This is a genomic window from Pseudomonas sp. 09C 129, assembly GCF_002843625.1.
Classification (GTDB): domain Bacteria; phylum Pseudomonadota; class Gammaproteobacteria; order Pseudomonadales; family Pseudomonadaceae; genus Aquipseudomonas; species Aquipseudomonas chlororaphis.
Window position 1 is genome coordinate 5,035,676 of record NZ_CP025261.1, and the last position, 15,657, is coordinate 5,051,332.

The 15,657-nt window shown below is 65.7% G+C and carries 11 protein-coding genes; 7 read left to right on the forward strand and 4 right to left on the reverse strand.

What is annotated here, in order from left to right; all coding sequences use genetic code 11:
- Positions 1-382: 382 nt before the first annotated feature.
- A complete protein-coding gene (locus CXQ81_RS22465) occupies positions 383-1,717 on the reverse strand; it encodes a lysine N(6)-hydroxylase/L-ornithine N(5)-oxygenase family protein (protein WP_087091751.1) in 1,335 nt (444 codons plus the stop codon).
- Positions 1,718-1,848: 131 nt separating this feature from the next.
- On the reverse strand, positions 1,849-2,331 hold the full coding sequence (locus CXQ81_RS22470) for a sigma-70 family RNA polymerase sigma factor (RefSeq protein ID WP_037035587.1): 483 nt from the start codon (positions 2,329-2,331) through the stop codon (positions 1,849-1,851).
- A gap of 333 nt (positions 2,332-2,664) precedes the next feature.
- On the opposite strand from CXQ81_RS22470, the gene CXQ81_RS22475 reads away from it, so the two are divergent.
- The 3 genes from CXQ81_RS22475 to CXQ81_RS22485 are packed head-to-tail and all read left to right on the forward strand — an operon-like array spanning position 2,665 to position 7,228.
- Positions 2,665-3,837 carry an efflux RND transporter periplasmic adaptor subunit gene (locus CXQ81_RS22475; RefSeq protein WP_007930104.1) on the forward strand — a complete coding sequence of 391 codons (1,173 nt, stop codon included), beginning with the start codon at positions 2,665-2,667 and terminating at the stop codon, positions 3,835-3,837.
- Entirely contained in the window at positions 3,838-5,811 is a 1,974-nt protein-coding gene (locus CXQ81_RS22480; RefSeq protein ID WP_101338598.1) for a MacB family efflux pump subunit, read from the forward strand.
- A gap of 7 nt (positions 5,812-5,818) precedes the next feature.
- The gene (locus CXQ81_RS22485) at positions 5,819-7,228 is read left to right on the forward strand and encodes an efflux transporter outer membrane subunit (protein ID WP_101338599.1); all 1,410 of its coding nucleotides are present in this window, start codon (positions 5,819-5,821) and stop codon (positions 7,226-7,228) included.
- Between the two features lie 113 nt (positions 7,229-7,341).
- On the opposite strand, the gene CXQ81_RS22490 is transcribed toward CXQ81_RS22485, so the two are convergent.
- A complete protein-coding gene (locus CXQ81_RS22490) occupies positions 7,342-8,964 on the reverse strand; it encodes a twin-arginine translocation signal domain-containing protein (protein WP_101338600.1) in 1,623 nt (540 codons plus the stop codon).
- A 207-nt stretch (positions 8,965-9,171) separates the two neighbouring features.
- Here CXQ81_RS22490 and pvdM point away from each other — a divergent pair, with 207 nt between their 5' ends.
- The 3 genes from pvdM to CXQ81_RS22505 are packed head-to-tail and all read left to right on the forward strand — an operon-like array spanning position 9,172 to position 12,870.
- A complete protein-coding gene (pvdM, locus tag CXQ81_RS22495; protein ID WP_101338601.1) occupies positions 9,172-10,596 on the forward strand; it encodes a pyoverdine-tailoring dipeptidase-like protein PvdM in 1,425 nt (474 codons plus the stop codon).
- Positions 10,597-10,632: 36 nt separating this feature from the next.
- Positions 10,633-11,931, forward strand: coding sequence for an aminotransferase class V-fold PLP-dependent enzyme (locus CXQ81_RS22500; protein ID WP_101339466.1), 1,299 nt, complete (start codon positions 10,633-10,635; stop codon positions 11,929-11,931).
- A gap of 45 nt (positions 11,932-11,976) precedes the next feature.
- Complete coding sequence (locus tag CXQ81_RS22505; protein WP_101338602.1) at positions 11,977-12,870, forward strand: formylglycine-generating enzyme family protein; 894 nt, start codon at positions 11,977-11,979, stop codon at positions 12,868-12,870.
- Positions 12,871-12,922: 52 nt separating this feature from the next.
- On the opposite strand, the gene CXQ81_RS22510 is transcribed toward CXQ81_RS22505, so the two are convergent.
- A complete protein-coding gene (locus CXQ81_RS22510) occupies positions 12,923-13,786 on the reverse strand; it encodes a N(5)-hydroxyornithine transformylase PvdF (protein ID WP_087091757.1) in 864 nt (287 codons plus the stop codon).
- Between the two features lie 186 nt (positions 13,787-13,972).
- On the opposite strand from CXQ81_RS22510, the gene CXQ81_RS22515 reads away from it, so the two are divergent.
- Positions 13,973-15,625 (forward strand): cyclic peptide export ABC transporter, encoded by a 1,653-nt coding sequence (locus CXQ81_RS22515; RefSeq protein ID WP_101338603.1) that lies wholly within the window; start codon positions 13,973-13,975, stop codon positions 15,623-15,625.
- Positions 15,626-15,657: the final 32 nt, after the last annotated feature.

The following is a 15,657-nucleotide window of genomic DNA, read 5'->3' on the forward strand; positions in this document are numbered from 1 at the left end:
GTGCCGGTTAGCGAAACCGGCCGACTACTGTCACTCGAACAAGTACCCACTGTGGGTCTCCGCTTGATGGAAAACGCGCGCAGCTTACGCCGCGGTTTTTGCAGAGTAAATCGACGGCAAGGCGCTGGCAGGGGAATCGAAAAGTTCTTCAGCGATGGTTCAGGAAGGGTCGTCGGCGGGCGCTCGACCGGGGGAGATAACAGCGGGAATTTGCGGGGTGTAGAGCGGTCAGGAATGGGGACGGCTGCGCCGTCCAGCGCGGGCAAGTCGGATCGCCGCCCGCTCGCTCCTACAGAGAATGTGCATGCTTGTGTAGGAGCGAGGCTTGCCCGCGATGAGGCCCGAACGTTCAACACTGAACTATCGGGCCCGGCGACCTCTGTCAGCTGGCGGTGGCCAGCAGCAGGTCGCGCACCGAACGGCTGTGGCGGCCTTTGTCGTGCTCGTACAGCGAGGCGGCGATTTCCTCGGCGCGGATCGGCAGCACCGACAGCAAGGTGTCGCTCAGGCCGTGGCTGGCCTGGCTGAAGCCCTGGGTGTAGATGCCGGCCTTGCAGCGCTCGTCGGTGATGAGCCGGTAGTTGCGGTCCACTTCGAAGTCGCCCAGGTAGGCTTCCAGCGGCGCCAGCAACGCACGGTGAGTCTGGCGCTCGTAGCCGGTGGCCAGGATCACCGCGTCGTAGTGGCGGGTGCTCAGCTCGCCGGTGGAGGTGTTGCGCAGCACCAGTTCGACGCCCTGGGCGGTGGCGGTAGCTTTTTCCACGGTGGTCAGGGTGCGGAAGGCATGCCGCGCGATGCCGGAGACTTTCTGCCGGTAGAGAATCCCGTAGATGCGTTCGATCAGGTCGACATCCACCACCGAGTAGTTGGTGTTCTGGTACTCGTGGACCAGGCGCTCGCGCTCGCCGCTCGGCTGCTGGAACACCAGGTCGGTGAAGGCCGGCGAGAACACTTCGTTGACGAACGGGCTGTCGTCCGCCGGTTTCAGCGCGGAACCGCGGACCAGCATGTCCACCTGCACCGAAGGGAAGCTGTCGTTGAGGTCGATAAAGGCCTCGGCGGCGCTCTGCCCGCCCCCGATGATCGCCACGTTCATCGGCTGGCCGCTGGCACACGGCTGGCTGGCCATGCGCTCCAGGTAGTGCGCGTGGTGGAACACCCGGCCGTCGTCCTTGAGCGCCTTGAAGGTGTCCGGGATCAGTGGCGTGCCGCCAGGGCTGACCACCACCGAACGGCTGGTGCGGACGAATTCCTGGCCCTGGCTGTCGCGGGAAATCACCCGCAGTGCCTCGACCTGCTGGTTGTGCAGCACCGGTTCGATGGCCAGCACTTCTTCGCCGTAGCGGCTCTGCTCCTGGAAGTGCCCGGCGACCCAGCGCAGGTAATCGTTGAACTCCATGCGGCACGGATAGAAGGTGCCCAGGTTGATGAAGTCCACCAGGCGGCCGTGGTGCTTGAGGTAGTTGACGAAGGAGTACGGGCTGGTCGGGTTGCGCAGGGTCACCAGGTCCTTGAGAAAGGAAATCTGCAGGTCGCTCTGGGCCACCAGCGTGTTGCCGTGCCAGCGGTAGTCGGCCTGCTTGTCGAGAAACAGCGCGTCCAGCGGACCCTGAATCTGGCCACGTTCTTCCAGCGCGATAGCCAGCGCCAGGTTCGAGGGGCCGAAACCGATACCGATCAGGTCGTGAACGATGGTCGATGCAATTGCCTGTGTCATTTCCAGTGTCCTCTGGATAAATCCCTCAACGCGGGGAGAAATCGACGGTGACCTGATCGGCCCATGGCGAGGCAGCAGGTCGTCTGTTGAGTAGGAACGAGGACAGTGAAAAAAAATTTAACAAAGAAGGATCAATGGGCGTCCCACTGCCGGACCCGCACCCGGCAATGTTTCATCGCATTGACGATGTGCTTCTCCACCAGGCTGCGGGAAATCCCCAGGCGCTCGGCGATCTCGGGGTGGGACAGGCCTTCGAGCTTGCGCAGCAGGAAACTTTCCCGGCACAGCGCCGGCAGCTCCGCCAGCGCCCGTTGCAGCATGTCCAGGCGCTGGCCATGGTCGATGCAGGTGTGTGGCGAGGGGCTGAAAAAGCGCTCTTCGTTGTCGAGCACATCCAGGGATTCGACCTGGCGCAAGGCATTGCGCCGATGGCCGTCGATCACCAGGTTCAGCGCCGTGCGGTAGAGGAAGGCCCGCGGTTGCTCGATCGGCGTGTCGCTGGAACGCTCCAGCACCCGCACATAAGCGTCATGCACCACATCTTCGGCCACCTGCAGGTTGCCCAGCTTGGCGTTGAGGAAACACACCAGCTCGCGATAGTAGTTTTCCAACATGACTCCCGACCGCGATACGCGGCTTTTGTCCTTGAGCACAACTGGCACTCCGCCCCTGGGCAGGCGATTCGATGATGGCAGTTTAGAAGTGGCGTAATTTATAGTAATTCTCATATAGATTTAAAGTGCTGTGTCGATTCGCCGGTTTTATTTTCGTCGCCTAACCTGTAACCCCGCACCTGTAACGCCATGTGTCATGACTTAAATTCCCTCCGGCGCTTCTCGTCTACCTGACAGCTCCCCGTATCTGTCGCTCTGGCGGCAGCCTCCAGCCCTGCCCACCCCCTGGGCCAGGCCGGACGACGGGCCGACTTCCATTGGCCGGAACCCTGCATGAAACGTCCCCGTCATACCCGACGCGCCCTGCTTGTCACCCTGTGTCTGATTCCTGTCGTTGCCTTCGCCACCTGGCAGTTCCTGCCGCCGGGGCGCGACCAGCTCGCCACCGTACAAGTCAGCCGCGGCACCATCGAAAGCAGCGTGACCGCCCTGGGCACCCTGCAACCGCGGCGTTACGTGGATGTCGGTGCCCAGGCGTCCGGGCAGATCCGCAAGATCCATGTCGAGGCCGGCGACCCGGTCAAGGAAGGCCAACTGCTGGTGGAGATCGACCCCGCTACTCAGCAGGCCAAGCTCGATGCCAGCCGTTTCTCCATCGAGAACCTGCAGGCCCAGCTGCAAGAGCAGCGGGCGCAGAACGAGCTGGCCCGGCAGAAGTACCAGCGCCAGCAGAACCTCGCCGCCGGCGGCGCGACCCGCGACGAAGACGTGCAGACCGCCCGCGCCGAACTCAAGGCCACCCAGGCGCGGATCGACATGATCCAGGCGCAGATCCGCCAGGCCCAGGCCAGCCTGCGCAGCGACCAGGCCGAGCTGGGCTATACGCGGATCTACGCGCCGATGTCCGGCACCGTGGTCGCGGTGGACGCCCGTGAAGGCCAGACCCTCAACGCCCAGCAACAGACGCCGTTGATCCTGCGCATCGCCCGGCTGTCGCCGATGACCGTCTGGGCCGAGGTCTCCGAAGCCGATATCGGCCACGTCAAGCCGGGCATGACCGCCTACTTCACCACCTTGAGCGGCGGCGCCCGGCGCTGGACCAGCACCGTGCGGCAGATCCTGCCGATCCCGCCCAAGCCGCTGAACGAAAGCAGCCAGGGCAGCGGCAGCCCCAACAGTTCGAGTAAGAGCGGCAGCGGCCGGGTGGTGCTCTACACCGTGCTGCTGGATGTGGATAACGCCGACAACGCGCTGATGGCCGAGATGACCACCCAGGTGTTTTTTGTCGCCGAGCGCGCGCAAGACGTTCTCACCGCGCCGATCGCCGCCCTGCAGGGCAGCACCGAGAGCGGCGTCCAGCTGGCCCGGGTGGTGGCGAAAAACGGCTCGATCGAGGAGCGCAAGGTACGGGTCGGCATCAGCGACCGCTTGCGCATCCAGGTCCTGGACGGCCTCGCCGAAGGCGATCACTTGCTGATCGGTCCCGCGCAAAGCAGCGGAGGCTGAATGCAAACCCCGCTGATCGACCTCAAGGGCATCCGCAAATCCTATGGCGGCGGCGACACGCCGCAAGTGGACGTGCTGCGTGGCATCGACCTGTCGATCCACGCTGGCGAGTTCGTCGCCATCGTCGGCGCCTCCGGCTCCGGCAAATCGACGCTGATGAACATTCTCGGCTGCCTCGACCGCCCGACCTCGGGCGAGTACCTGTTCGCCGGGGAAAACGTCGCCCGGCTGGACAGCGACGAACTGGCCTGGCTGCGTCGCGAGGCCTTCGGCTTCGTGTTCCAGGGCTACCACCTGATTCCCTCTGGCTCGGCCCAGGAAAACGTCGAGATGCCGGCGATCTATGCCGGCACCCCGGCGGCCGAGCGCCACGCCCGCGCCGCTGCCCTGCTCGAGCGCCTGGGCCTGGCCAGCCGCACCGGCAACCGCCCGCACCAGTTGTCCGGCGGCCAGCAGCAGCGGGTGTCGATCGCCCGCGCGCTGATGAACGGCGGCCATATCATCCTCGCCGACGAACCCACCGGCGCCCTCGACAGCCACAGCGGCGCCGAGGTCATGAGCCTGCTCGACGAACTGGCCAGCCAGGGCCACGTGGTGATCCTCATCACCCACGACCGCGAAGTCGCGGCGCGGGCCAAGCGCATCATCGAAATCCGCGACGGCGAGATCATCAGCGACACCGCCGACGAGCACCCCGAGGTCCAGGCCAGCGCCAACAGCGGCGCCCTGCAGGCAGTGGACCTGCGCCAGCGCCTGGCCGACGGCAGCGAACACAACGGCGCCTGGAAAGGCGAGCTGGTGGATGCCGTGCAGGCGGCCTGGCGGGTGATGTGGATCAACCGCTTCCGCACCGCCCTGACCCTCTTGGGAATCGTCATCGGCGTGGCCTCGGTGGTGGTGATGCTGGCGGTGGGCGAAGGCAGCAAACGCCAGGTCATGGCGCAGATGGGCGCCTTCGGCTCGAACATCATCTACTTGAGCGGCTACTCGCCCAACCCGCGCACGCCCGCGGGCATCGTCACCCTGGACGACGTCGCGGCCCTGGCCAACCTGCCCCAGGTAAAACGCATCATGCCGGTCAATGGTGCGAAGGCCGGGGTCCGCTTCGGCAACGCCGACTACATGAGCTATGTGGGTGGCAACGACACCAACTTCCCGGAGATCTTCAACTGGCCCGTGGCCCAGGGCAGCTACTTCAGCGACGCCGACGAACGCTCGGCGGCGGCGGTGGCGGTGATCGGCCACAAGGTCCGGGAAAAACTCCTCAAGGACGTGGCCAACCCCATCGGCCAATACATCCTGATCGAGAACGTGCCGTTCCAGGTGGTCGGCGTGCTCTCGGAAAAGGGCGCCAGTTCCGGCGACAGCGACAGCGACGACCGCATCGCCGTGCCCTACTCCGCCGCCAGCATCCGCCTGTTCGGCGACCACAACCCGCAGTACGTGGCGATTGCCGCCGCCGATGCCAGCCGGGTCAAGCAGACCGAACGCGAAATCGACGAACTGATGCTGCGCATGCACGGCGGCAAACGCGACTTCGAACTGACCAACAACGCCGCCATGATCCAGGCCGAGGCGCGGACCCAGAACACCCTGTCGCTGATGCTCGGCGCCATCGCCGCGATCTCGCTGCTGGTGGGCGGTATCGGAGTGATGAACATCATGCTCATGACCGTGCGCGAACGCACCCGGGAGATCGGCATCCGCATGGCCACCGGCGCCCGCCAGCGCGACATCCTGCGCCAGTTCCTCACCGAGGCGGTGATGCTCTCGGTGGTCGGCGGCCTGGCCGGGATCGGCGTGGCGCTGATCATCGGCGGCATCCTGATCCTCAGCGAGGTGGCCGTGGCCTTCTCCCTGGCCGCGATACTGGGGGCCTTCGGCTGCGCCCTGATCACCGGCGTCACCTTCGGCTTCATGCCAGCCCGCAAAGCTGCCCGGCTCGATCCGGTCAAGGCCCTTACCAGTGAATGATCGACCTATGAAAGTGCATCTGACCCTCCTGGCCGCCAGCCTGGCGCTGGCCGCCTGCAGCAGCCCGGCGCCGCGCCCGGACAGCGGCCTGCAAGCCCCCGCCGCCTGGCACTCCGCCGCCAGCCTCGCGCCGCGCCAGCGAGATCCACGCTGGTGGCTGCAATTCGGCAGCCCGGAACTCGACCGCCTGATCGCCGAAGCCCGCGCCGGCAGCCACGACCTGGCGGCGGCCATGGCCCGGGTCCGGCAGGCCCAGGCCAGCGCCGTCATTGCCGGCGCGCCCTTGCTGCCCGCCGTCAACGGCACCTTCAACGCCAACCGGCAGAAGCTCCTGCGGGGCAGCGGCTACAGCCAGCTGGATACCAACAGCAACAACAAGGCCGTGGACTATTTCAATGCCGGCCTGAGCGCCACCTATGAAATCGATTTCTGGGGCGGCAAGCGCGCCGCCCGGGACAGCGCCCTGCTGGGCCTGCAGGCCAGCGAGTTCGACCGGGCCACCGTGGAACTGACCCTGCTCAGCGGCGTGGCCAACAGTTACGCCCAGGTACTGTCGCTGCGGGAACAGGGCCGGATTGCCGAGCTCAACCTGGCCAATGCGCAGAGCGTGCTCAGGCTGGTGCAGACCCGCTACGACGCGGGCTCGGCCACCGCCCTCGAGCTGGCCCAGCAGAAAAGCCTGGTGGCGGCCCAGCAGCGCCAGGTGCCGCAGGTCCGGCAACAGGCCGAAGAAGCCCTGATCGCCCTCGCCGCCCTCCTCGGCCGGCCAGTGCAGAGCCTGACCCTGAGCGACCAGCCTTTCGCCCAACTGAACTGGCCGGACATCGATGCCGGAGTGCCCAGCGACCTGCTGGCCCGCCGCCCCGATATCGCCGGCGCCGAAGCCCGGCTGGCAGCGGCCCGGGCCGATGTCAGGGTGGCACGGGCGGCGATGCTGCCCAACGTGACCCTGACCGCCAACCTCGGCTCCGGCGCCAACACGTTCGATGACGTGCTACGCAGCCCCTTCTACAACCTGACCGCCGCACTGGTGGCACCGATCTTCAACAACGGCCGCCTGGGCGCCGAGCGCGACAAGGCCACGGCACGCCAGCAGGAACTGCTGGAAAGCTACCGCGGGGCGATCATCAATGGCTTCGCCGATGTGGAAAAGGCCCTCAACAGCATTCGCGGCCTGGACCAGCAGCGGCAATGGCAAGGCGAAGAACTGAATCAGGCGCAGCGGGCCTTCGAGATCGCCCAGAGCCGTTATCAGGCTGGCGCCGAAGACCTGCTCACCGTGCTGGAAACCCAGCGCACCCTGTACGCCGCCCAGGACCAGAACGTGCAACTGCGGCTGTCCCGGGTACAGTCGAGCATTGCCCTGTACAAAGCCCTGGGCGGTGGCTGGAAGACGCTCGAAACCAAGAGTCTCTGAACCCAGAGCCTGTAAATAAAGAGCCTCTTAATAACAGAGTCTCCCAATAAAGCGCTCCAGAAAACACAACGGCGCGGGCCCTGCGACAGGACCCGCGCCGCGGCCTTACCGGCTCACAACTTCAGGTGCTGGGCGTACCAGGGACGCCGCGGTGCCCGCTTGAGCAACTGTGGCACCTCCTCGTCACGGCTCAGGGCGATACGCAGGGCCAGCTTCATGACCTCCTGGTCCATCTCCAGCGACATCTCGCCAGGCGCGTTGCCCAGCGGGCCGCAGCCATGGGTCGAGGCCCCCAGCCAGGGGTCGTCGATCTCGACCCAGCGCCCGGGCGCGAACCACGGCACACCATTGACCTCGCGGCGCAGCACTTCACCGGGATGGAAGCGCTCATGGGCGCGGAACCAATCGTCGATGCGGTCGTCGATCCAGCCATGGAACTTCCAGAACATCGGATGCACATGGGACGAGAACGGGTCGCCGAGAAAGTCGTTCTGCACCAGGTACCAGCGTCCGGCGAAGTCCGAGGAAACCCGGGCCTCCATGACCGGCATGCCGTTGGCAGGGTCCCGGGCGACATCGGCCCAGCGCATGTGCAACCAGTCATGCAGGCCCAGCTCGACCTCCGAACCGAACTGCCCCAGGGTCAGACGGCTGAGGTATTCGGGGTCCTGGTACTGCGACTCCCAGACCTGGAAATTGCCATAGAAGGCCGCGTCGCTCTTCAAGCCATGCAGCCATCGGGTGAACTCTTCATCGTCGTCGGCGATCCAGGCCGGCGGCACCGAGCAGCCGTCGTGGTTTTCGTAGTAGCGGATAAAGCCCTGGCGATCCTGCTCCAGGCGCGGCGACGGCAAGGGCAGCTGCTGCCAGGACACCAGGTCCGGCTGTAGCGAACGGGCCTGCAACAGCATGTGCCGGTGCATGAAGAGGAAGTCGACTCCCGAGGCGTTGCGATGCTTGCGTCGTCCACGGGCATCGCGCTCGTGCTTGAGCGGTCCCGGCTGCCAGCCAAGCCCCCGCAGGCTGTTTTGCTTGTCCTTGGGCAAGGAATGCCAGCGATCCCGGGAGGCATGCCAGAGCTGGTGGAACAGGCGATGCTGCGGCGACACCAGCCAGGCCAGCAACTCAGGGCTCAGGCCGTTCTGCTCCCGGGCCGCGGGAAAGGCCCGCTTGCGCGCCACGAAGCGCACCGCGGACACCGGCGCCAGGGGCGAGACCTGCAACGACTGCAGGCTGCCGCTGAGGGTGCCGCTGCCGGCATTGCCCCAGCTCGCCCAGACCTCGTCGAGCGCCACCTGGCACTCATGGCTGGGCGCGCCGCCGATCTGGCCTGCGGCGAACAGCCGCCAGCACAACTTCGCGGCGTCCACCGCCGCCAGCTCGCCCTGCACCCGAAACTCCACCGGACCGTCAGCGCGCAGGCTTTGCGGATGCCCCAGAAAGCCGCGCAGGCCGCGCCCGGTCGGACCGACATCGAGCACCAGCTCACAGCCGCGACGCGGTAACGGTGCCTGGGCGTCCAGAAACTCGATATCCCAGATGCCCCGCAGGTGATCGGCGAGACGCACGCCCGGATCGAGGGCGACTTCCAGCTTGGCTTCCCCCGGGGTGATTTCCAGCTCTTCCTGACGGCGCACGTCCTGGCGCTGCAACTCCTTGCGGGTGTAGAGCGCCACAGGAATAGCCGCCCCCGTCACCGCCAGACCGGTCAAAAATCCTCGTCTCGAAAACCTCATCGCTCTACCTATATCCAGTGGCGCGTCACGCATCTAGCTAGAACGTTGGATTTGCACGGAAATTTACCGGCGAGCCACTCCCGGGCCGCTAAATTTGCCGCCGGCCAGCTCGTTTATCGCGGATAGATGTACACAAAAGGTCGGACCTGGAAGCCCTGCGCTTGCAGCCCCGACCCCGTCATCAGCCCGCCTGCGACTGGGATAGCAATGATCAAATTACCTGGTAAGAAAACCCTCTACCTGAGCCTGCTGGTACTTATTGTCGCCGTACTCGGTGTCGGTACCGGAGCCGCCTGGCACTACTACTGGAAAGGCCGGGTGTCTTACCCCAGCGACATCGTCAAGCGCGCCAACGACCTGCAGGAGCGCATCATCTCCTTCGACAGCCATGTCACCGTGCCCCTGGACTTCGGCACCGAAGGCACCGAGGCGGACAAGGACACCCATCGTCAGTTCGACCTGGTCAAGGCCGGTCGCGGCAGGATGTCCGGCGTGGCCCTGAGCATTCTCGCCTGGCCGGAAATGTGGAACGGCCCCAACGCCCCGCACCGCCCCACCGCCGGCTTCGTCGAAGAAGCCCGGCACCAGCGCGAGACCCGCTACCGGATCATCCAGGGCCTGGTGCGCGACTTCCCCAACCAGGTAGCCATCGCCTATACCCCCGCCGACCTGCGCCGCATCGCCTCCGAAGGCAAGCTGGCGGTGGTGGTCAGCCTGCTCAATGCCTATGCCATGGGCGACGACCTCGACCAGTTGGACAAGTGGGCCGCCCGCGGCATGCGCCTGTTCGGCTTCAGCTATGTGGGCAACAACGACTGGGCCGACTCCTCGCGCCCGCTGCCGTTCTTCAACGACACCCGGGACGCCCTCGGCGGCCTCTCGCCGATCGGCAAGCAGGCCGTGCACCGGCTCAATGACCTGGGGGTGGTGATCGACGTCTCGCAGATGTCCAGCAAGGCCCTGGACGATGTCGCGGCCCTGACCCGCGCGCCGCTGGTGGCCTCGCACTCCGCGCCCCGGGCCCTGGTGGACATCCCGCGCAACCTCAGCGACAAGGAGCTGCAGGTCATCAAGGCCACCGGCGGGGTGGTCCAGGTCGTGGGTTTCTCCACCTACCTGCGCCCCCTCAGCCAGCCGACCCTGGACAAGCTCAACGCCCTGCGCAAGCGCTTCGACCTGGCCCTGCTGCCAGGCCTGGAAAACGCCCTGATGCCGGGCGACTCGGTCATCACCATCTGGCCGGAACAGCGCTTCGGCGAGTACGCCAGCGCCCTGTACGGCATCCTTGAAGAAGAGCCCAAGGCCAGCCTCAAGGACTATGTCGACGCCATCGACTACACGGTGAAAAAGATCGGCATCGATCACGTCGGCATCAGCTCGGACTTCAACGAGGGCGGCGGCGTCAACGGCTGGATGAGCGTGGCGGACAACCGCAACGTCACCGCCGAGCTGATCCAGCGCGGCTACACCGACATCGAGATCGCCAAGCTCTGGGGCGAGAACTACCTGCGCGTCTGGGAACAGGTGCGCAAACTCGCCAAGCCGGCGCAACCCACCGCGCAACCTGTCGCACATGCCGTCGATCGTGCCGTCGAGCATGCCTTAACCGAACACGCCGTCGTCGCCGACTGAACCATGACCGACCGAACCCTGAACGAGAACCCTCCCGTGACCAATCGCCGGACCTTCCTCAAGCACGCGGGCCTGCTGGCCGCCGCCCTGCCCCTGGGCAGCTTCGCCATCGGCCAGGCCCGGGCCGCCGCCACACCCGCCACCAGCCCCCAGCAATGGGCCCAATTGCGCCAGCTGTTCGACCTCGACCCGGACTATGTGCACCTGGCCAACTTCCTTATCACCTCGCACCCCAGGCCCGTGCGCGAGGCCATCGAACAGTACCGCGCGGTGCTGGATCGCAACCCGGCCATGGCCATGGACTACGACACCCAGTACACCTGGAAGCACGAGGCCCAGGTGCGCGAGAGCGTCGGCCGCTACCTGCAGATCAAGCCCGCCCAGGTGGCCCTGACCGGCAGCACCACCGAAGGCCTGGCCATGATGTATGGCGGCATCCACGTGCGCCCCGGGCAGGAAATACTGACCACGGTGCATGAACACTACTCGACCCGCAACGCACTCAAGTACCGCTCCCAGCGCGACGGCACCCAGGTGCGCACCATCGAGCTGTTCAAGTCGCCCCACCAGGTCTCCATCGACGAAGTGCTGGGCAATATCGACCGCAGCATCCGCCCCAACACCCGCGTCCTGGGGATGACCTGGGTGCAATCGGGCAGCAGCGTGAAGCTGCCGATCGGCGAGATCGGCAAGCTGGTGGACCAGCACAACCGCAATCGCGACGAGGGCGAGCGGATTCTCTACTGCGTCGACGGCGTCCACGGCCTGGGGGTGGAGGACGTCACCTTTGCCGACCTCAATTGCGACTTCTTCGTCGCCGGCACCCACAAATGGATGTTCGGCCCGCGGGGCACCGGGATCTTCTGCTCGCGTTCGGCAAAGCTCGAGCACCTGACGCCGATGGTGGCGACCTTCTCCGAGAACCAGGACTTCGCCACCACCATGACCCCTGGCGGCTACCACAGCTTCGAACACCGCTGGGCCGTGGACCAGGCGTTCGAACTGCACATGCAACTGGGCAAGGCCAACGTCCAGGCGCGCATCCACCAACTCAACAGCTACCTCAAGCAGCGCCTGCAGGAACTGCCAGGCATCGAGCTGGTGACGCCCCTGAGCCCGCAGCTGTCCGCCGGCTTCACCTTCTTCCGTGGCCCGAACCTGGACACCGACGCCACCGCCGCCTGGCTGATCGAGAACCGCGTCCTGGTGGATGCAGTGGACCGCGACGCGGGACCCGTAGTGCGCATGGCGCCTGGCCTGCTCAACAGCGAGGCGGATATCGACCGCGCCATGGACCTGCTGGGCAAGCGACTGCGTGGCGGCAAGACCGCCTGAGCCCTCGTCCACCTCTTTTCTCTACATCGCACAAGGTTATTGATGATGAAACCTATCGCCTGCTCCTCACTCGCCGCGCTGCTCGGCTGCCTGGTCAGCCTCACTGCCCAGGCCGCCGAACCCGCCAAGCCCGGCAGCGTGTTCAAGGACTGCAAGAACTGCCCGGAAATGGTGGTGCTGCCCGCCGGCAGCTTCGTCATGGGCTCCCCCGAAGGCGAGGTCGGCAGGGAACCCGACGAAGGCCCGCTGCACAAGGTGACCTTCAGCAAGCCCTTCGCCATCAGCCGTTTCCACGTGACCGCCGGCGAGCTGGATGCCTACATCCGCGAGACCGGCACGGTGATCAAGGACGGCGACGACCGGCCCGGCCGCCTGTGCCAGGCCAGCAAGCCGCGTTATCAACAAGGCCCGCGCCAGCCCGCGGTCTGCATCGACTATGCCGAGGTCCAGGCCTATGCCCAGTGGTTGTCGAAGAAGACCGGCCAGCACTACCGGATGATCAGCGAGGCCGAGCGCGAGTACGCCGCACGCGCCGGCAGCACCGGCTCCTTCCCCTTCCCGTTCGATGAAGAAGGCCAGTACCAGATCAGCAAGCACGCCAACACCTACGGCCCCAAGGACGGCTACAGCTACAGCTCCCCGGTGGGCAGCTATCCGCCCAACGCCTTCGGCATGTATGACATGCACGGCAATGTCTATGAGTGGGTCGCCGACTGCTGGCACCCCGACTATGTCGGCGCGCCCACCGATGGCAGCGCCTGGATGGAAGACTCGGGCGGCGTGTGTCTCGACGCACAGATTCGCGGCAACGACTGGGGCGAGGCCCCGGTGTTCTCCCGCTCGGGCAACCGCAACAGCCGCAAGCGCGAGGTTCGCGGCGACTTCCTGGGCTTTCGCGTAGCCCGTGAGCTGGAACAGCCTGGCACCGGCCACAAATAAGAGGCCGATCGACGGCGGTCAAGCGCGATGCCGCGCTTGACCGCCACGAGCCTCAGGCGCCGGCGCGGGACTCGCCAACCGGCTGCTCGCGCAGCGTCTCGGCCAGCAGCGCCAGGCCTTCATGCAAGGCCGGGAACAGGCTGTTGTTGAAGTTGTTCCAGCGCAGTTCGAGGATGGTGTCCTCGGGCGCGATCTCGGTGTTGAGCACGTCGTGGAACACCTCGCCGGAATCGATGCCGTTGTCCACGTAGTGGAACGAAGCACCGGTCATGTACAGCGGCTCGACCGGCTCGGTTTCCCGGGTGGTCCAGTCCACCACCTTCTGCCCACGGGCGCCGTACAGCGCATTCCAGGTGGCATAGGCACCGCGGCGCTCGTAGGGCGACTCGAGGCGGGTGATGCCCGGATGGATGTTCATGATCCGCCGCGCGAAAGGCGCGCCCGGACGCACCAGCTCGTCGAGGATCACCAGCAGGCCGTCGAGCACCACGATGTCGGCCGCAAGGTCCACCAGGGTGTCGTGCAGGCGACGCTCGAAATCCTGCTTGCCGGCGATGTGCTCGGCCGAACCGCGCGGATGGCGGCGATAGGTGGACGGCACGCTGAGCAGCAGGTCATTGACCAGGCGCCCCTGCACGCGCAGGTCCGCCGGGTACAGCCATTGCCGGCCGGGCTGATAGGCGAAGCCGTAGTCGCTCACCAGTTGCCGGTCCCGTGGCGACTGCTCGTCGTCGTCATACACCACCCCGACCAGGTTATAAGCGTCGCCCAGGGGCGTCTGGTTCAGCGTCTCCACCAGGAACTCCAGCACCGACTTCATGTAGCGCTCGTGATCCTTGTAGGCCACCGGCTGCCCGGCCTTGTCGGCCGCCGCGTTCCTCAGGGACCAGACATACACCAGATTCTTTTTCGTCATTTGCTCGCTCTCGCTGAATGGGCCAGGCACGACGTCGTTACGCGTGCACCTGCAAAACAAGAACGAATCAGGCGCCAGGCAATTTATCCACGCCCGCGGCCGCGCTAAATACTCCCGCCAACGGTTCGTCTGTCATGAGTACGGGTCTTTGTGCCTCGACCCTTCATTCACTGCCGGGAACCCCTTATGACCGACCCCAAGCGCGGAGCCTTTCACGGACTGCTCGCCCTGCTCAGACCCTTTCGTACCACTGTGGTGATTTCCGTGGCCCTGGGCATGGTAGGCGGCCTGGCCATCACCCTGCTGCTGGCCACCATCAATAACGCCCTGCACTCGGCGACCGGCATGACCCAGGGCGTGGTGCTGACCTTCGCCGCCCTGTGCCTGCTGGCCCTGACCAGCTCGATCGTCTCGGATATCGGCACCAACTACGTGGGCCAGCGGATCATCGCCGCCCTGCGCAAGGACCTGGGGGAAAAAGTGCTCTCGGCGCCCATCACCCAGATCGAGCGCTACCGCTCCCACCGCCTGATCCCGGTGCTGACCCACGACGTCGACACCATCAGCGACTTCTCCTTCGCCTTCACCCCGCTGGCCATCGCCGCCACCGTCACCCTGGGTTGCCTGGGCTACCTGGCGTACCTGTCGGTGCCGATGTTCCTGATGATGGTGGTCGCCATCATCATCGGCATCAGCGTGCAGTACGTGGCCGGCGGCAAGGGGATCCGCGGCTTCGACCTGGCCCGCGACCAGGAAGACGAACTGCAGCGCTACTACAACGCCATTGCCTCGGGCGCCAAGGAACTGCGCATGCACCGTCCGCGCCGCTACCGGATGAACACCCACCGGATCCGGGAAACCGCGGACCGCATCGCCTCGATCCAGGTGCGTTCGGTGAACATCTATATCCTGGCCAAGACCTTCGGCTCGATGCTGTTCTTCGTGGTCATCGGCCTGGCCCTGGCCATGCAGGCCTACAATCCGAACCCGGACCCGACCGTGATCACCGGCTTCGTGCTGGTGCTGCTGTACATGAAAGGCCCGCTGGAAAACCTGGTGTCCTACCTGCCGGTGGTGGGCAAGGCGAAGATCGCCTTCGGCCGCATCAGCGAGCTGTCCGAGCGCTTCTCTTCCCCCGAACCCCACCTGCTGCTGGACGCTACCGAAGCGCCGAAACCCGTGGTGCACAGCCTCGAACTGCGTGGCGTGAGCTACAGCCCGCCCGCGGTGGAAGGCAGCGAGCCGTTCCACCTGGGGCCGATCAACCTGGACATCAAGCAGGGCGACATCGTGTTCATCGTCGGCGAGAACGGCTGTGGCAAGACCACCCTGATCAAGCTGCTGCTGGGACTCTACCCACCCCAGGCCGGGGAAATACGCCTGAACGGCGAGGCCGTGACCGACCCGACCCGGGACGACTACCGCCAGCTGTTCACCACCGTGTTCGCCGACTACTACCTGTTCGACGACCTGGTCCAGGGCGGCGGCCAGCAGTCACTGGACAGCGCCAGCCAATACCTGGACCGCCTGGAGATCGCGCACAAGGTCAGTGTCAAGGATGGCGCCTTCACCACCACCGATCTCTCTACCGGCCAGCGCAAGCGCCTGGCCCTGGTCAATGCCTGGCTCGAAGGGCGCCCGGTGCTGGTGTTCGACGAATGGGCGGCGGACCAGGACCCGGCCTTCCGGCGGATTTTCTACACCGAGCTGCTGCCGGACCTCAAGCGCCTGGGCAAGACCATCATCGTCATCAGTCACGACGATCGTTACTTCGATATCGCCGACCAGCTGGTGCGCATGAAGGCCGGCAAAGTGATGACTGATCTGCAACCGGCGTGATTGTTTCCGGTTTATGGCCACTGGTGCGTCAT